A 17065-nucleotide genomic window follows, 5' to 3' on the forward strand; every position below is an offset into this window, starting at 1 on the left:
CCCTTTCCGCCCCAAAAACTCCATTTGCCCAACCCGGCTTAAACTTCTATTTTTGAAGCCGAACGCATAACCCCGAAAACCATGTACGAATGCCTTTTATATACCGTCGAGAACGGCATTGCCACCATTACGCTTAACCGCCCCGACGTATTCAATGCTTTTAACGACAAGCAAAGCTACGAGCTGCAGGATGCCCTGAAACAGGTTACCCGCGATGCCAACGTGCGCGTGGTGATTTTAACCGGCGCCGGCAAAGCCTTCTGCTCCGGCCAGGACCTCAAAGCCATTGCCTCCGCCGATAAACGCGACTTGTCAGAATCTTTGGAAAAACGCTATAACCCGATCATCCGGGCCATGCGCAATTTGCCAAAACCAATCATTTGCAAACTGAACGGCGTAGCCGCCGGCGCGGGTTGCTCTTTAGCCCTGGCTTCCGACTTAATTGTAGCGAGCACCGAAGCCAGCTTAATTGAAGTATTCGTAAACGTAGGTTTAGTATTAGATTCCGGTTCTTCGTATTTCCTGCCGCGCATTGTAGGTTCCATGAAAGCGTTTGAACTAAGCACCCTGGGTTCTAAAGTAAAAGCCGAAGAAGCGCTTGCCTTAGGCATGGTAAACAAAGTGGTTGCCCCGGAAGAATTAGACAACGCCGTTAACGAACTGGCCCAGCGTTACGCCGTTGCACCAACCAAAGCCATTGGTTTAATGAAAAAAATGCTGAACAAAAGCTTCCATTCTTCTCTAGACGAAATGCTGGATTACGAAGCGCACTGCCAGAAAATTGCCGGCAACTCCGCCGATTACAAAGAAGGCGTAACCGCTTTCAACGAAAAGCGCAAGCCGGCTTTCAAAGGCGAATAATTTTAATTGTTTAATGGCTAAATTGTTGCATTGTTGAGAAAGCCTTCCATCCTGAACACAAGTAAGCGCAGATGCGCAAAGCTTGCGAGCGTAGCGCTGAAGTAGCTTGTTGGCTTTAAGCAGAAACTTCACTACAAATCGCGGAGAAGATATTCGTTATCGATCAATAGGCTATCATTCAATTTCTATACATAGGAATTAACAATTTAGCCATTAAACAATTAAATAATTAAACAATTTAAAAAGCATACCCAACTGCCAGGTTCAAATGCAGAGCCGGTGCGCCGGCCAGGGTAGAGTTTTTATCGGTAACTTTTACCGGGCCAATTACCCGGTCTTCGGTGCGGCCTTTGCTGAGCTGGGCGGTGGCCAGTTTCGCGCGTGCCCCCACGCCGCCGAAAAGATCGAGGGAAAGGTGTTTGGCCAAAATAAACTGGTAACCTAACTGGTAGTGAAAGGCCAGCACGTGCTGGTACATGCGGCCAATGGTTTCGTTCTCGTAAGTGCGCAGCAGGTCCGGATCGAAGGCAATAAAACGGTAGGTAATAGCCGGACCGTGGTAAAAACCGTTGGGTGCCCCTTTGGTTAGCGAGGTATAGTTGCGCTGGCTCATGCGCAGCACAATGCCGGCCGTTTCAGAAATAGCATATTCCTCTTCGTCTAAAAAATTGCCGTAAAAGCCACCCAGCGTGTTCCGGTCTTTTTCCGTTGCCCGCACAAAACTCCGGTGAATAAAGCCCAGGCCTATTTCATTACTCTGGTCGCTTTCCTTTACGTTCTCATAAGAAATATAATATTCCCCGAATTGCAGCGGTCGCACTTTCCAGATGCCCGAATACGTGCGCTCCGGGGCTTCTGCCTGCGCATACGCGTTCCCGGAAAGGAACCCAAGCAGCAAGGAAGATAAAATAACGAGCAGGAAGTTGTTTTTTTTCATAGCCGGGAAGTTTTCAGGTTAGTACTTGCGGGAAAAAAGCTCTCGCCGCTTATTTTACGACCTTCGCGAAGAATAGGTACTAGCAGAAAACAAAAAATCCGCTCTTCGGTTGAAGAACGGATCTTTAGAATTTGAAACGGTAAGCTGCTACCGCAGGGTAATGGTTCGCGTTTTACCGTTTACCGTTACCGAAGCGGTTTTATCGCAGGCGCCGGTACCGGTTGGGTCGTAATTCAGGAGCATGCTTTTTTGTTTGCTGTTGGTAATGGTAACCGTGCCGGAAATAAAATTGCGGAAGCAGCCCGGCCGGAAAACCTTGCGGAGCGGCTGCCCGGTGGTAGTGGTAAACTGTACGCCCCGGCGGTTGGTTCCCGAGGAGGTTCCGCTTACCAGGTATTCATCGTCCAGAATAGTTGCGGTGCCCTGGCCGGCTACCCGTTCTACCTCGCGCAGGGCATTCCAGTTGCGGGTGGTGCCGTCGGTAAACGCAATGGCGGCATTCTGCACTTCTACCCGGTATTTATAATTAACGCTTGTTTCAGTTTCGTTGCTCAGGTTGGTTACCAGGCGGGTGCCGCTGTGCTGGTTGTTGTTTACAAAGTAGTTGTTCAGGGTAATGGTTACGGTAGAACCGGCTGTGCGCCACGGTCCGTTAAAAACGGCAATTATCTTGCCGCGCCGGTACGCGCCATCTTTGCAGAGGCAGTTCACGCTGCCGAAATCGATGGTAAGCGTTTTGGTGGCAGCATCCCAGGTACGGGTAACGCAGGGAGCAAAAACGCCGGCTGCCACCTGCTGGCCCGGCGCACCGAACCGCTCCGCCGCATCGGCTTCCACCATATTGTGCAGGGTTTCCATTTCGGTTTCTATCCGGGCATTATCTTCGGCAGATGCCAGGCTTTCTTCCGGGGCGGCATCTTCTTTATCGGTATTCCGGCAGCCGGAAAATACCAGTGTGCCGGCTAAGGCCAGCATGCCCAATTTGTGCAGTAAAAGCTTTTCCATAAAAGTGAATTTTTAGAGATGATGAAATGAAGTTTGCCGGTTAGATAAATGTAACTAACAGAAGTTTAAACCGGAAATATATTTTTTTTGCTAAACTATCATAAATACCCAAGGCAGCTTTTGAAATTGTTCCAGGCAAGCATTCTCTTCGTAGCGCAGGTTTAAAGCCAATGCCGTAAACTTAAGGTAAAAGGGCTCTTCCAGACATCTGTGTCTGGAAGTAAACTGCCGGGGACATCCGTGTCCCCGTAGGCATTAACGCGGACACGGATGTCCGTACCAGAATAAGTTTCAGACACAGATGTCTGAAACAGCGATTATTATCAATTCATAATCCTTAAGTTGACAGCATTGGGTTTAAAGCCTACGCTACGAAGAGAATTTTGATTTATAATCCAACTTCCACTTCGGAAAGCAATCAGGAGCATAGTATAAAACAAGCTGATTTTAACTTTGTTCTTAACCCGGCGTATAAAAGGCCCTGGTAAAATATTTTTTTTGTACTAAACCCTGAAAACTATGAAAAAGATCGTGTATTGCAGTCTGATGGCTTTTGCTGTCTGCTTTGGTTCGTCCTGCGAAAATAAAGGGGGCGGTGATAATTACAGCACTTCCACCGAAAAAGTCGGCAGCGGCGAAGAACTGAATACTGAGCCGGCCGACAATGCCAACGTGCAAACCGAAGCGCCTCTCGACAGTACCCAGATCACAACCGGCAACCCGCCTATCCCGACGTATACCTCCGATGCCGATTTTGTGGCCACCGCAGCCAGCGGCGGCATGATGGAAGTGGAACTCGGGAAGGTGGCCGCGCAGAAAGGCGCTTCTGCCGAGGTGAAAAAATTCGGGCAGCACATGGTAGACGATCATTCCAAGGCGAATACCGAATTAAAGCAACTGGCCGCTAAAAAGAAATGGAACGTGCCCGCCAAAATGAACGCCGAGAACCAGGCTACTTACGACCGGCTCTCTAAAATGAGCGGCAAAGATTTCGACCGCGATTACATGGCTGAAATGGTGAAAGACCACACCGTGGATGTCGGCTTATTTGAACAGGCCACCCAGAAAGCGAAAGATGCCGACCTGAAGGCCTTCGCCAGCAAAACCACGCCTACCTTTCGCATGCATCTGGATATGGCCCGGGAAATAAACGCAAAAACCTATAACCAAAAGTAAATTTTTTAAGTATACATAACGTGTTTAAAGTGAAAAGCTGCAACCCGATGGGCTGCAGTTTTTTTTATGCCCTATCCGGTTAGGAGCCGTTTCTTTCTCAATTTAGGTGGTTCAAGTTTGAGCGAAGCGGTAACTTAAACCTATCAATGATCTGAAGTTTTCAACTTCAGTGAGGCGAAAGCCTGAAAATACGGCTTCTGAAGCTGATTTTGAGCAGAAAATCATCTCGTAAATTTCAGAATAGCAGCATGAAACGACCCGACATGCGGCCTTTAAACTTCATTTCCTGAACCGCTTCAAGATGCCATAAAAAAGCCGGTCTTGTTCTAGGCCGGCTTTTTTAGCTGAAATCATAGCGTTTTTAAACTTCTATTTCTGTTACACAGTCAACTTAATCTTTAGAAAGTGGGATTACAAATCCCACGGCTCAGTTAAGACGGGATTGCAAATCCCGTCAAGCAAACTCTAATAATTAACCTGACAGTGTATTAGCCGCGCAGTTCTTCGGTTGCAACCTCATTTTCCAGGCTGGCCATGTCGATCACGAAGCGGTAGCGGACATCGCTTTTCAGCGTGCGTTCGTAGGCCTCGTTTATTTTTTGGATCGGAATTACTTCCACGTCGCTCATAATGTTGTGTTCGGCGCAGTAATCCAGCATCTCCTGGGTTTCCTGTATGCCCCCAATCATGGAGCCTACCAGGCGCTTGCGCTTGCCGATCAGGTGGAAAGCAGCAACCGGCGTTGGCTCCGGCGGCACACCCAGCAAAATCATGGTGCCGTCGCGGCGAAGCATGCCCAGGTATAAATTATAATCGTGCGGCGCCGAAACCGTATCTACAATAAAGTCAAAAGTATTGCGGAGCTGCTTTACCTGTTCCGGATCTTTGGTTACGGCAAAGTTGTGGGCTCCCAGCGCTTTAGCGTCCTGCTCTTTGCCCGGCGAAGTGCTGAGTACGGTAACGTCGGCGCCCAGGGAAACGGCTAGTTTTACGGCCATGTGCCCCAAACCACCCAAACCTACAATGGCTACTTTATGGCCTTTGCCCACTTTCCACTGCATAAGCGGCGAGTAGGTGGTAATGCCGGCGCACAAAAGGGGAGCAACCCGTTTCAGGTCCAGTTTTTCCGAAACCTTCAGGGTGTAATTTTCATCTACTACGATCTGGCTGGAGTAACCGCCATAGGTTGGGGTTTTCTTGTCTCTTTCGAGGCTGTTGTAGGTGCCCACATTGTGTACTTCGCAATATTGCTCCAGGCCTTCCTGGCAGCTGTGGCAGGTGCGGCAGGAATCTACAAAGCAGCCTACGCCGCCCAGATCGCCCACTTTAAACTTGGTAACCTTGCTGCCCACCTTGCTGATGCGGCCTACAATTTCGTGGCCCGGCACCATGGGGTAGATCGAGCCGCCCCACTCGTTGCGTACCTGGTGAATGTCGGAATGGCAAACGCCGCAGTACTGAATGTCGATCAATACGTCGTGTTCGCCTACTTCGCGGCGCTCGAAATTGAAGGGCCCTAAAAGCGAGGTGGCATCGTGGGCGGCATAGCCTTTTGCTGGTATCATAGTTTTTATATGGTTTTTATAGCGTTTTAATTAACTGTGTGCTTCCTGCTAAATTTGGGCAGAACCTTATTTATGAAGCAGGCAGGCAAGGTTTTACGGACTTCCCGGCAGTTTGGATAAATTGGCTTGTAAAGCAGCGGTCCTCTTTTCTTTCAGAACTTAGCTCATACAGTCTGCCTGCTAAAAGTTATGGTTTGAGTTAAATACCTGTTTGCAGGCTTATTGTTTCGGGCAGTTGCAACAGTGCAGGATACTTTTTCAACGGATTTGTTTCTTCAGGAAAGCTTCCGCCCAGAGCAAATCTTCCGGCGTGGTTATTTTAATGTTTTCGTAGCTGCCGGAAACCAGGTTTATGTTTTCGCCCAGTTTTTCCACCACCGAGGCATCATCGGTAAAGGTGTTTTCTTCCGGCAAGGCATACGCTTTTTGTAACAGTTCAGGTCTAAAGCATTGCGGTGTCTGGATCAGCCGGAACTGCTCGCGGTCTACGGCTTTGCTAACCTGCCCGCTTACCTGCCGGATAGAATCTTTTAACGGTACGCTTACCACGCCATTGCCTTTTTCGCGGGCAATGGCAAACGCTTCGCGGATAACTTCTACCGGCACAAAAGGCCGCACACCGTCGTGTACCGCTACAATGCCTTTGTTTTTAACCGCTGCCAGGCCATTCTTAACCGATTGAAAACGGGTGGCGCCACCAGTAACGACAGTATGAGAAACAGAAAACTGCTTTTGAATACACAGGTCCTGCCAGTAGCTTATCTGGTTTTGGGGCAGAACCACTACCATTTCCAGCAAAGGGTTGTAGGCATGGAATTGCTGAAGCGTATGCATTAAAATGGGTTTGCCGGCCAGTTGCAGGAATTGCTTGGGAATATCGGATTGCATGCGCGAGCCCGAACCGCCGGCTACAATAATAACGGAATCTGTTGTTTCTGCCATGCCTCAAAGATACTAGCCGTAGCCATAATTACCTGCTTTTGCCCCAGCCTTCAACTTAAGGCAAGAGCGCTCTTCCAGGCCTCTGTGTCTGGAAGCAACCTGCCGGGGATATCTTTGTCCCCGTAGGCATAAACGCGGACACGGATGTCCGCACCAGCATAAGTTTCAGACACAGAGGTCTGAACCAGCAATTATTCTTAATTCATAATCCTTTAAGTTGACAGCATTGGCTTTTGTCCTTTTATGCCAAACCCGGTGAATTTGATCGAATACCCAATGCTGAAAAGTTTTTCGGCTGGTTTAATCAGGATGTCATCTTTGTCATTCATGAATTTTTATAATTCTTAAATACGGTCCTGATCCTGTTCGCCCATCTCATTCCTGAATTTCCGATCCTAAACCCGACGGAGAGCATCACTTTACCGACCAAATCTCATATCCCCCTAAATAAAGACCAACATTTCCTTTTAACTTGTAATAGTTATATGGAAACGCCGTAAAAGTTAATAATTTAAAGAAAAAAGAATATGCGAGCAACCCTTTGGTAGAATCATTGACCTGAGTGGGGCTATCAGTTAAATGTCTATTGAGATACGCTGGTCCTGAAAAGGTCAGGAGCTATCTTTACAAACGTATAAATTAGGAAGTATGAGAAAATTTACATTTTTGCTGATCTTGATCTTGCTTCAGGGCTTCTATGGAGTGGCACAGGTTACCCTGGTGCCCTTTGGTTCTGCCTGGAAGTATAAAGACAACGGCAGTAACCAGGGCCTGGCCTGGCAGGAAAGCACCTTCAGCGATCTCAGCTGGAAAAACGGCATAGGCAAGTTCGGTTACGGCATTACCGATGCGGCTACTCCCATTAGCTACGGCCCCGATCCGAATAATAAATACATTACCACCTATTTCCGGAAGACCATTGCCATTCCCGATATAAATAAATATGGCTCCTTTACCGGCTCGGTGAAAAGGGACGATGGCGTGCGCGTTTTCGTGAATGGCAAAGAAGTGTTCCGCAATAACCTTCCCTCGGGAACTGTTAACTATCTCACCACAGCTTCAAGCGCTGCCGATGGATTCTCTGCCTACAACTTTACCATAAACCGCTCGGGGTTTATTAACGGTAATAACGTAATTGCCGTGGAAGTGCATCAGCGCGACAAGACTTCCAACGATATGGCGTTTGATTTCAGGCTGGTAGGCAATCCGGTAACCTTAACCCGGGGGCCTTACCTGCAAATGGGCAGCCAGACGGGCGTAACCCTCCGCTGGCGGACCAACGCGCCTACCAACTCGCGGGTAGAAGTGGGCACCGTTTATGGAACTTACCCGATAATTGCCGCTAACTCTACAGTTACTACGGAGCACGAAGTCCGGGTAAACGGCCTCGTGGCGGGAACCCGGTATTTTTACCGCATTGGCAGCACCTCGCAGGCGCTTCAGGGGGCTTACAGCAACCAGTTTAAAACCGCACCGATGCCAACCTCCACCGATAAAGTGCGCATTGCGGTATTTGGCGATTGCGGGCTGGACGCGAGCGGCAGCCAGGCGGCAACCTTAAATTCGTATTTAAAACATGTGGGCTCGAACCCGGCCGAAATCTTGCTGCTGCTGGGCGACAATGCCTATGATAGCGGAACGGATGGAGAATACCAGAAGAATTTTTTTAAGCCTTACGGCAGTACATTGCTGAAAAATCATATCATTTTCCCGACTCCCGGCAATCACGATTATGGGGTGCAGTCCTCCCGGTCCGATCCCTATTACAAGATATTCTCCATGCCGGCCGCAGCCGAATGCGGGGGGGTGGCCTCGGGCACCAAAGCGTTCTATTCCTACGACTGGGGCAACATCCATTTCATCAGCCTCGATTCCTACGGTACTGAAAGTCCCGGAAGTACCCGCCTTTACGATACCCTGGGTACGCAGGTGCAGTGGCTGAAGAAAGACCTGGCTGCCAATACCAAAAAATGGGTGATTGCTTACTGGCATCATCCGCCCTACTCCATGGGAACGCACAACTCCGATACCGAAGACCAAATGGTGAAGATCCGGCAGAACTTTATCCGGATTCTGGAGCGCGGCGGGGTAGACCTGGTTTTGTGCGGCCACAGCCATGTATACGAACGCTCTTATCTGCTCAATAATTATTATAGCATGGAAAAGAGTTTTAACAAAGCGGTTCACGCCAAAAGCAGTTCCAGCGCCAAATACGACGGTACCACAAATTCCTGCCCGTATATTATTCCAACGGGCGGTAAAAACCACGGAACCCTGTATGTGGTTTCGGGTTCGGCCGGGGGCGCCGACGGACAGGTTGCCTCTGCCTGGCCGCATAATGCCATGCCTTTTTCTTTTAACCGGGGCGGTATGCTGTACCTGGAAGTAAAAGACAACCGCCTCGACGGCAAATTCCTCCGGCAGGATGGCCTGATAGCCGACCAGTTTACTTTAATGCAAAACGTTAGCAAAACCAGCACGAAAACCATCGCGGCAAATCAACCTATTCAGTTAAAAGCCTCCTGGATCGGGAATTACCAATGGTCTACCGGCCAGACGGACCGCAGCATTACCGTTGCCCCGAATCTGGATACTGAATACTGGGTAACCGATGGCAGCAACTGCCTGAAAGATGTTTTCCGGGTGAAAGTTATTTCTACGGCCCGGCAAACGCTGCCGGAAGAGGGACAAGCCGAAGACCCGGCAGCCTTGCCGCGCCTTTTTCCGACTCAGGTACAAAGCGGTACCAGCATAACGGTGGAAGCGGAAGGAAACGAAGAAGTAAAAATGCTGGTAATTGATAGTAACGGAATGGAAGTAAGCTCGTCTGTATTCCGGGGTACTACCGCCATTGAAACCGGACACCTGGCTTCCGGCATTTACCTGGTAAAAATATGGGGAAAAAGCGCCTCTAAAACTCGCAAATTCATTGTGTTACATTAAGCATTCCGGCATTTTTGGGTTGGTTGCTACCGGTACCAAACCCGTTCTGTTTCGCGGAACGGCTTTTGGTTTTTGTAGAACTTGTGGGGAAACAAAAAAGCCTGCCCCGTTTCCGGAGCAGGCTTTTTCGGCTGAAAACATAGCGTTTTCTTACAGGATCAGCATCACGTCGCCGTAGCTGAAGAAGTTGTATTTCTCTTTAATGGCGATTTCGTAGGCTTTCATTACCAAGTCGTAACCGCCGAAGGCAGCCGTCATCATTAAAAGGGTAGATTCCGGCATGTGGAAGTTTGTTACCAGGGAGTTGGCAATTTTGAATTCGTAAGGCGGGAAAATGAACTTGTCGGTCCAGCCTTCGTTCGGCTTCAGGCGGCTGTTGGCCGAAACCGAAGACTCCATGGCGCGCATGGTGGTGGTGCCGATCGCGCAAACGCGTTTTTTATTATCCAGGGCCTTGTTCACCATAGTAGAGGTTTCCTCGGTAATAATAAACTGCTCGGAATCCATTTTGTGCTTCGTCAGGTCTTCCACATCTACCGGACGGAACGTGCCTAAGCCTACGTGCAGCGTAACGGGCGTTACATCTACGCCTTTAATTTCGAGGCGCTTCAGAATTTCTTTGGTGAAGTGCAGGCCGGCAGTCGGGGCCGCTACGGCGCCGGTATGCTTGGCATAAACGGTCTGGTAGCGTTCTTTGTCTTCCGGTTCGGCTTCGCGCTTAATGTATTTTGGCAGCGGCGTTTCGCCCAGGTCGTGAATGGTTTTGTAGAATTCCTCGTCGGTACCGTCGAATAAGAATTTAATGGTACGGCCGCGCGATGTGGTGTTGTCGATCACTTCCGCTACCAGGTCCGAATCGCCGAAATAAAGCTTATTGCCAACGCGGATCTTACGGGCCGGATCTACCAGCACGTCCCACAGGTGAATGTCTTTGTTTAGTTCGCGGAGCAGGAAAACTTCTATTTTAGCGCCGGTCTTCTCCTTGTTCCCGTACATGCGGGCCGGGAAAACCTTGGTGTCGTTCACTACCATCACGTCGCCATCGTCGAAATAATTCAGGATGTCGCGGAAGATCTTGTGCTCGATTTCGCCGGTGGCACGGTTAAGCACCATCATGCGGGCTTCGTCGCGGTTCTTGGCAGGGTGGGTGGCCATAAGTTCGGCCGGCAATTCGAATTTAAATTCGGATAGTTTCATTTAATAATTACGGTTATTAAAACGTTAATTAGAAATTACGAATTAGAAATTAGAAATTGGTTTTTTTAAGAAAAGAACCAAAGAACCGGATCAGAAAAGAAATCTACTGCCAGCACAAAGGCAATAAAGAAGATTTTATTTCTAATTCGTAATTTCTAATTTTTAATTTCGCAATCAGCCTGCAAATGTACGCTTTTTGGGCGGATAATGCTTATTTTTAGGCAATTTTAATTCACGCGCTTAGTATCCTCTCTAATGATCTACCTTCGCCTTTTTCTGGAAAGTATTGCTTTTGCCGGCCAGGCGCTGCGCGCCAACCTGCTGCGCACGCTGCTTTCTTTGCTTGGCGTAACCATTGGCATTTTTGCTATTATTTCCGTGTTCACCATCGTCGATTCGCTGGAACGCAACATTCGCAACAGCATGAGCTTTTTTGGCGAGAACGTAATTTACGTGCAGAAATGGCCCTGGAGTTTTGAAGGAAATTACCCGTGGTGGCGCTATTTTAAACGTCCGGTAGTAAACCTGCGCGAGTACCGGATGCTGGAACGCCGCCTGGAACACCAGCAGGGCGTGGCCATTTTCTGGAGCAAGAACAGCAATACGCTTAAAAACCAGAGCAACAGCCTTTCCGACGTGAACGTGCAGGGCGTTTCGTATGCCTTTAACATGGTATCGGATGTACCGGTAGCAGAAGGCCGTTATTTTACCCAGCAGGAAGTGGAAGGCGGCCGCAACGTGGCCCTGATCGGGGCCGACATTGCCGAAAACCTTTTTCCCGGCCAGGACCCGATCGGGAAAGAATTCAAGCTGAAAGGTTTGCGCTTTAAAGTGATCGGGGCCATGGAAAAGCAGGGCGAAAACATGATGGGCATTCCGGGCAACGACAAAAATGCGATTATTCCTTACAGCGCTTTCATGAAAATTTACCCCACCGGCCCCGATGGTTTGGAGCCGGCCATTGCGGTAAAAGGCTTGGAAACGGACATCGGCCTGATGGATCTGGAATACGAAATACGCGGGGTAATGCGGAGCCTCCGGAGTTTGAAGCCGCGCGACGAAGATAATTTTGCTCTGAACCGTCCGGAGCTGCTGGCCGATGCCATTACGGGTTTGTTTAAGATAATTGGGGTGGCCGGCTGGATCATCGGGGGCTTTTCCATTCTGGTAGGTGGTTTCGGCATTGCCAATATTATGTTCGTATCCGTAAAAGAACGCACCAACATTATCGGCATTCAGAAATCTTTGGGGGCGAAAAACTATTTTATTTTGCTGCAATTTCTCTTCGAAGCCGTTTTTTTAAGCCTTATTGGTGGCGGTTTAGGTATTTTATTGGTTTTAGGTATAACCCTAATCCCTCAGGATGCGTTGGAGATAATCCTGAGCGCCAAAAACATCTCGCTCGGCTTAACTGTTTCGGTAATAATCGGCTTGCTTTCGGGCATTATTCCGGCTTTAATGGCCTCGCGCCTCGATCCGGTGGTAGCCATTCGTTCGAAATAACAGGCGTTACGCAAGCAGGAGAAAAGTCCCCCTTTGTCGAGACAGGCTCCCCAATGGGGAATCTCGCAAAACTTGCATAAGGTCAGTAAATAAATAATAAGATTATTTGGCAGCGTTGAACTTTAAACATATCTTGCAGGGTTTTTGCCCGCGCAAATTTTAAAACGAACTATATTTTTCAACCTTTAGCAGCTTTCGGACCAGGCTTTTGAAAAAAAGAGCCCGGACGTTTAGCGCTTTTTGAATTTGAATACACAATGACAAAACTTAGAAAAACCAGCAAAACAAGGCTGAACGACGAGGTTACCAACATCGGCAGCGGTAAGACTATCCTGCAACCGGAGATCAACGACAACAAAGCAGTATCGGTGAGCGAACTGACCGGCTCGCGCGCGGTAGCCACAGAAGAAGATATCCGTATCCGTCAGGCTTTTGTAGATAAAGACTGGAACGAAATTAAAATTGCCGATTCCTGGCAGATCTTTAAAGTAATGTCGGAGTTTGTGGAAGGCTTCGATAAACTGGCCAAGATCGGTCCCTGCGTTTCCATTTTCGGTTCGGCGCGTACCAAGCCCGATAATCCGTATTACCAGATGGCCGAAGAAATTGCGGCGAAACTGGTGCGCCACGGGTACGGCGTAATTACGGGCGGTGGCCCGGGTATTATGGAGGCCGGCAACAAAGGCGCGCATGCGGAAGGCGGTAAATCGGTGGGTCTGAACATTGAGCTGCCGTTCGAGCAATTCAACAACATTTACATCGATTCCGACAAGCTTATCAACTTCGATTATTTCTTTGTACGCAAGGTAATGTTCGTGAAATACGCCCAGGGCTTTGTGGTAATGCCGGGCGGCTTCGGTACGCTGGACGAATTATTCGAAGCCATCACGCTGATTCAGACCAAAAAGATCGGTCGTTTCCCGATCATCCTGGTGGGGCGTCGGTACTGGCAAGGTTTGTTCGACTGGATCCAGGACATCATGCTTACCGAGGAAAGCAACATCAGCCCGGAAGACCTGAACCTGGTAAGCATTGTAGATACTCCGGCCGATGCCGTACAAGTGATCGACGATTTCTACAACAAATACCTGCTTTCTCCGAACTTCTAATCTTTGGGAAGAAGGATAAAAGACTTCAGAAAACAGTATCAAAAAGCCTTCGAAAGTGTTCGGGGGCTTTTTGTTTTATGGTGCTTTTTGTTTCGCTTCGGAGGGCTGATTTGTTAAGGGCGAAGCAATAAAGCAAAATGCAACTCTTTACTTAAGTCACTACAATATTTTTCTGAAAGGATAGCTTTTTTAAATTGATTTTTACTCTAAATTCATAGCTTTTAATTTTTGAAAGAGCTTTTTCCCTCAAGCCGGGTGGCTTCGTTTCTGTTCCAAAGCCGTGGAGGCAAACTGGCCTAGCGGCCTGCCTTCGGCACCGTAATCCTCCAAAGTCTTTGGAACGGAAACTGGGATCATTTTCCCTTCGTAGCTGTCTTCCTTTTGATTTGTTTAAAATCCGCTAACGTGGTTTTCAGGGACGCTGCGCTGGCGATATGCGTGAAATTTGATAATGCTAAAGAGTATCCACAAGGGTGCCCTTTCATATAAATTCTTATCCTTGATTCTGTGAATTCTAAAATTCTGCAAATTCTGATTTAGACCGAATTGATCAGATATCGTGCGGACAGGTCGCGACCTGTCCCTACAAACATTCGTCACGGGAATCATATCAATCAAAAAAATCATGGTTCAGACAATTGTCCTGAAAATCCTTTAATCCTGAAAATCCTGATTCTGATGCAAATAATTTCCTTTGAAAATTGGAGAAGCAATCTCTTCTATATAAAACGTGCAGATGCTATACTACCCTAAAGCAGGTTCAGCTCTTTCTGCAGTTTTTTGGTCAGTTTGCTTTTTACCAGTTCGTATGATTGCCGCACGTAGTGCTCCCATTCGGCTGCCGATAATTGATTGGGGTCTTCTGCCAGTACCCAGAAATTGCGGGCCATGTACGGCGCCGGAACAATGCCTTCGCGGGCGGTCAGTTCTTCGAATTGTTCGGGGGTAACTTTAAAGGAAACCGTGAACGGGCCGTCTACGCCGGTTACGGCGAACATTTTGGCGCCTACGGAAAAGCACAGGTCGTGGCCCCATTTTATGTCTTCGGTAACCGCCGGAAAGCCCAGGCAAAGCTCCCGTAATCTTTCAATATTCATATTCTGAAAAATGTTTTATGCTAAATGCAACCAAATTTACATATTTTACTTATAGCATGAGGCAACATTGCATTCCGTTTAAATAATATTCTTTTCCCTGGAAATGTTGTACATTCGTTAGTCTTATTCTAAAAAGCATCAGGAGGTTATTGTATGAAGAAAGCTTTACTTTTTATCTGTTTATCTATAGCATTTTCTTTTGGCGCGCTGGCCCAGACCGCGGAAGAATATTTTCAGCGCGGCAATACTAAATATCAGGCTCAGGATTTTGCCGGCGCCCTGCGCGATTATACCACCAGCATTTCCCTGAAACCAAACCAGGCGCAAACCTACTACAACCGCGCGCACGTGCAGGAAAGCCTGAAGAATTACGCCGGAGCCATGGAAGATTACGGATATGCCATCAGTCTGAATCCGAAGTACGCCGAAGCTTATCTGGAGCGCGGACTGCTTTATTTCGGCCGGGAGCATTACAAAGCAGCCATCGCCGATTTCGACCTGGCCATTGCCCTGAAACCGAATTACGCGAAAGCCTACAACAACCGCGGTCTGGCCAAATACCGGTTAAAAGATTACCAGGGGGCCCTGGCAGATTATAACCAGGCCCTGAAACTACAGCCCCAATTTGCCGACGCCTTGTTTAACCGCGGCGCGGCCAATTATAATTTGCAGGACCGCACCAATGCCTGTTCCGATTGGGATACGGCTCAAAAATTAGGTAACAAAGAAGCCGGCAAATGGAAACAACAATATTGCGGCCGCATGTAAGTTTTGCTGGTATTTCAGGGAATATGCTGCCGGCGCCAGCGGAGGAAGTTGTATCTGAAAAAGGCATGAAACCAGCCGATTATCAGAATGAAAGCCGCTAGAAGCAAACTAAGCAAACCAAAGAAAAAGTAAACCAATCCGCCCACAATACAGCCCGAAAAGAAAAAGGCAATAATGGTCAGGCGGAGTTTTATGGAACCTTTCAGGGCTTTCTGTTGGTCCGGATGCCGGTAAAAGATCAGTTTCGAGAATTCAATTCCCAGGTCGGTAAACAAACCGGTTAAATGCGTGGTGCGCACTACGGCGTTCGATAAACTGGTTACCAGCGCATTCTGCAAACCCATAGCAAAAAGCAGGCTGCAGGCAATCAAATGTCCGTGTGCCTGCAAGGCTTCCGGCGACAAAAACGCGATAAAAATCAGGATAAAAACCTCGATGCCGATGGGAAAAGCAACGCCGTAGCGATTATTGCTGCGCGCCGTAATTTCAATTAAAAAATTAGAACTGAACGCCCCGGCGGAAAACGCTATAATATACACCAGAAAAACCGCGGCACTGCTGAAATTACTTCGGGCAACTTCGTCGGCAAAGTAGGCGAAATGGCCGGTAACGTTGGTGGTAAGGGTTTGCAGCGCAAAAATGCCGGTCACGTTCACAATGCCCGCCACCAGACTCAGCAACGAAGCCAGCTGCAGGTTATGAATTAAAGTACGGCCTTTCCCGCGGTGCCTGAACATGGTATTTCCTCTTGTTTCCTGCGCGTTATTCCGGCGGTAAATTAAGAAAATTATGATAGCCTCTATTGAGATTTCATTCTTTCTTTTCCGCTTTCGCTAAAATGTGCCGCACGATCTGCTCCGCATGTACCCGTGAATTTTCGATGAACCAGATATGCGTATCGAGGCCACCGCAAATTACGCCGGCTAAATACACGTTCGGCAGATTGGTTTCCTGGGTTTCGGAGTTATAAACCGGGTGCTTTCGTTCGTTATCTTCTAATTGAATTCCGATCTTTTCCAGGAAACGGAAGTTGGGCTGGTAGCCGGTCATGGCCATGACGTAATCGTTCTTCAAGGTTACTTTGCCGGCCGGTGTCTGAAGATCTACTTCCTTTTCGCGGATGGCGGTAATGTTGCTGTTGAAATACGCTTTGATGCAGCCTTCCTTTATCCGGTTTTCGAGGTCGGGTTTGGTCCAGTATTTTATGCGGCCGAGCTCGCTTTCCCGGATCACCATTGTCACTTCAGCCCCTTTCCGCCAGGTTTCCAGCGCCACATCTGCCGAAGAATTATTCGCTCCCACCACCAGCACTTTCTGCCGGTAATAATAATGCGGATCGAAGTAGTAATGTTTTACTTTGGGAAGCTCTTCGCCGGGTACGTTTAGCAAATTCGGAATATCGTAAAAGCCGATGGCGACGATTATGTGCCTGGCCCGGTATTCGGTTTTGCCCGTTTTTACCAAGTACACTTTTCCGGCTTCCGGCACTACGGTTTGCACTTCCTCGAACAAAGCCAGATTAAGTTTTTCTGAATCGGCTACGCGGCGGTAATATTCCAGGGCTTCCGCGCGGCCGGGTTTGGCGGAAGTACAGGTAAACGGAATGCCGCCAATTTCCAGCCGGTCGGCGGTGGAAAAGAAGGTCATGTTCAGCGGGTAGTTATAAAGCGAATTCACCAGACAGCCTTTATCTACAATTAAGTAAGATAAGCCTGCTTTTTTTGCTTCCAGCCCGCAAGCCAGCCCTATTGGTCCGGCGCCGATGATGAGGATGTCGAGGATTTCAGTGTTCAAGGTTTTTTATCGTTTTTTTTTCCTGGCTCAAAGGAAATAATTTATGGGCCTATAAACCGGAACGCGTTTATGGTCGAATTAAATATGCAGTACGAAACTTAAGGAACTCGGCGAGTGCTTTATAAAATTTTATTTGACGGGCAAAAGCAGGCTGAAGTATAGTTGTTG

14 protein-coding genes are annotated in these 17065 nt (G+C 48.3%); 6 read left to right on the forward strand and 8 right to left on the reverse strand.

The features are described 5' to 3' along the window. The first annotated feature begins 81 nt into the window (after positions 1 to 81). Complete coding sequence (locus F0P94_RS07670) at positions 82 to 861, forward strand: enoyl-CoA hydratase-related protein (RefSeq protein WP_150903290.1); 780 nt, start codon at positions 82 to 84, stop codon at positions 859 to 861. A 238-nt stretch (positions 862 to 1099) separates the two neighbouring features. Here the strand turns inward: F0P94_RS07670 and F0P94_RS07675 are convergent, their stop codons facing one another. Beyond that, positions 1100 to 1798 carry a hypothetical protein gene (locus tag F0P94_RS07675; protein ID WP_150903291.1) on the reverse strand — a complete coding sequence of 233 codons (699 nt, stop codon included), beginning with the start codon at positions 1796 to 1798 and terminating at the stop codon, positions 1100 to 1102. Between the two features lie 147 nt (positions 1799 to 1945). Then, on the reverse strand, positions 1946 to 2803 hold the full coding sequence (locus F0P94_RS07680) for a hypothetical protein (RefSeq protein WP_150903292.1): 858 nt from the start codon (positions 2801 to 2803) through the stop codon (positions 1946 to 1948). Positions 2804 to 3322: 519 nt separating this feature from the next. On the opposite strand from F0P94_RS07680, the gene F0P94_RS07685 reads away from it, so the two are divergent. Next, positions 3323 to 3979, forward strand: a complete 657-nt coding sequence (locus tag F0P94_RS07685; protein ID WP_150903293.1) for a DUF4142 domain-containing protein — start codon at positions 3323 to 3325, stop codon at positions 3977 to 3979. Positions 3980 to 4467: 488 nt separating this feature from the next. Here the strand turns inward: F0P94_RS07685 and F0P94_RS07690 are convergent, their stop codons facing one another. After that, positions 4468 to 5544, reverse strand: a complete 1077-nt coding sequence (locus F0P94_RS07690; protein WP_150903294.1) for an NAD(P)-dependent alcohol dehydrogenase — start codon at positions 5542 to 5544, stop codon at positions 4468 to 4470. Positions 5545 to 5802: 258 nt separating this feature from the next. Next, positions 5803 to 6486, reverse strand: coding sequence for a 2-C-methyl-D-erythritol 4-phosphate cytidylyltransferase (locus F0P94_RS07695; protein WP_150903295.1), 684 nt, complete (start codon positions 6484 to 6486; stop codon positions 5803 to 5805). 648 nt (positions 6487 to 7134) lie between these two features. Between F0P94_RS07695 and F0P94_RS07700 the strand changes: the two genes are divergently transcribed. Further along, positions 7135 to 9429, forward strand: coding sequence for a metallophosphoesterase (locus F0P94_RS07700; protein ID WP_150903296.1), 2295 nt, complete (start codon positions 7135 to 7137; stop codon positions 9427 to 9429). Positions 9430 to 9579: 150 nt separating this feature from the next. Here F0P94_RS07700 and queA read toward each other — a convergent pair whose 3' ends face one another. Further along, on the reverse strand, positions 9580 to 10626 hold the full coding sequence (gene queA, locus F0P94_RS07705; RefSeq protein ID WP_150903297.1) for a tRNA preQ1(34) S-adenosylmethionine ribosyltransferase-isomerase QueA: 1047 nt from the start codon (positions 10624 to 10626) through the stop codon (positions 9580 to 9582). A gap of 255 nt (positions 10627 to 10881) precedes the next feature. Here queA and F0P94_RS07710 point away from each other — a divergent pair, with 255 nt between their 5' ends. Both F0P94_RS07710 and F0P94_RS07715 read left to right on the forward strand, forming a co-directional pair. Then, positions 10882 to 12129 carry an ABC transporter permease gene (locus F0P94_RS07710; protein ID WP_150903298.1) on the forward strand — a complete coding sequence of 416 codons (1248 nt, stop codon included), beginning with the start codon at positions 10882 to 10884 and terminating at the stop codon, positions 12127 to 12129. A 257-nt stretch (positions 12130 to 12386) separates the two neighbouring features. Next, the gene (locus F0P94_RS07715; RefSeq protein ID WP_150903299.1) at positions 12387 to 13238 is read left to right on the forward strand and encodes an LOG family protein; all 852 of its coding nucleotides are present in this window, start codon (positions 12387 to 12389) and stop codon (positions 13236 to 13238) included. A gap of 749 nt (positions 13239 to 13987) precedes the next feature. Here the strand turns inward: F0P94_RS07715 and F0P94_RS07720 are convergent. After that, the gene (locus F0P94_RS07720; protein ID WP_150903300.1) at positions 13988 to 14335 is read right to left on the reverse strand and encodes an MmcQ/YjbR family DNA-binding protein; all 348 of its coding nucleotides are present in this window, start codon (positions 14333 to 14335) and stop codon (positions 13988 to 13990) included. 153 nt (positions 14336 to 14488) lie between these two features. On the opposite strand from F0P94_RS07720, the gene F0P94_RS07725 reads away from it, so the two are divergent. Then, a complete protein-coding gene (locus F0P94_RS07725; RefSeq protein ID WP_150903301.1) occupies positions 14489 to 15103 on the forward strand; it encodes a tetratricopeptide repeat protein in 615 nt (204 codons plus the stop codon). A 14-nt stretch (positions 15104 to 15117) separates the two neighbouring features. Here the strand turns inward: F0P94_RS07725 and F0P94_RS07730 are convergent, their stop codons facing one another. After that, the gene (locus F0P94_RS07730) at positions 15118 to 15840 is read right to left on the reverse strand and encodes a YoaK family protein (RefSeq protein ID WP_150903302.1); all 723 of its coding nucleotides are present in this window, start codon (positions 15838 to 15840) and stop codon (positions 15118 to 15120) included. Positions 15841 to 15913: 73 nt separating this feature from the next. After that, complete coding sequence (locus F0P94_RS07735) at positions 15914 to 16897, reverse strand: YpdA family putative bacillithiol disulfide reductase (RefSeq protein ID WP_225307149.1); 984 nt, start codon at positions 16895 to 16897, stop codon at positions 15914 to 15916. Positions 16898 to 17065: the final 168 nt, after the last annotated feature.

It is taken from the genome of Adhaeribacter soli, assembly GCF_008727925.1.
GTDB classification, from domain to species: domain Bacteria; phylum Bacteroidota; class Bacteroidia; order Cytophagales; family Hymenobacteraceae; genus Adhaeribacter_A; species Adhaeribacter_A soli.

What these genes read in the sequence shown, in the direction of transcription:
- F0P94_RS07720 (WP_150903300.1), bottom strand. Translation starts at nt 14,335, where the DNA reads ATGAATATTGAAAGATTACGGGAGCTTTGCCTGGGCTTTCCGGCGGTT.
- F0P94_RS07715 (WP_150903299.1), top strand. Translation starts at nt 12,387, where the DNA reads ATGACAAAACTTAGAAAAACCAGCAAAACAAGGCTGAACGACGAGGTT.
- F0P94_RS07675 (WP_150903291.1), bottom strand. Translation starts at nt 1,798, where the DNA reads ATGAAAAAAAACAACTTCCTGCTCGTTATTTTATCTTCCTTGCTGCTT.
- F0P94_RS07700 (WP_150903296.1), top strand. Translation starts at nt 7,135, where the DNA reads ATGAGAAAATTTACATTTTTGCTGATCTTGATCTTGCTTCAGGGCTTC.
- F0P94_RS07725 (WP_150903301.1), top strand. Translation starts at nt 14,489, where the DNA reads ATGAAGAAAGCTTTACTTTTTATCTGTTTATCTATAGCATTTTCTTTT.
- F0P94_RS07690 (WP_150903294.1), bottom strand. Translation starts at nt 5,544, where the DNA reads ATGATACCAGCAAAAGGCTATGCCGCCCACGATGCCACCTCGCTTTTA.
- queA (WP_150903297.1), bottom strand. Translation starts at nt 10,626, where the DNA reads ATGAAACTATCCGAATTTAAATTCGAATTGCCGGCCGAACTTATGGCC.
- F0P94_RS07685 (WP_150903293.1), top strand. Translation starts at nt 3,323, where the DNA reads ATGAAAAAGATCGTGTATTGCAGTCTGATGGCTTTTGCTGTCTGCTTT.
- F0P94_RS07670 (WP_150903290.1), top strand. Translation starts at nt 82, where the DNA reads ATGTACGAATGCCTTTTATATACCGTCGAGAACGGCATTGCCACCATT.
- F0P94_RS07710 (WP_150903298.1), top strand. Translation starts at nt 10,882, where the DNA reads ATGATCTACCTTCGCCTTTTTCTGGAAAGTATTGCTTTTGCCGGCCAG.
- F0P94_RS07680 (WP_150903292.1), bottom strand. Translation starts at nt 2,803, where the DNA reads ATGGAAAAGCTTTTACTGCACAAATTGGGCATGCTGGCCTTAGCCGGC.
- F0P94_RS07695 (WP_150903295.1), bottom strand. Translation starts at nt 6,486, where the DNA reads ATGGCAGAAACAACAGATTCCGTTATTATTGTAGCCGGCGGTTCGGGC.
- F0P94_RS07730 (WP_150903302.1), bottom strand. Translation starts at nt 15,840, where the DNA reads ATGTTCAGGCACCGCGGGAAAGGCCGTACTTTAATTCATAACCTGCAG.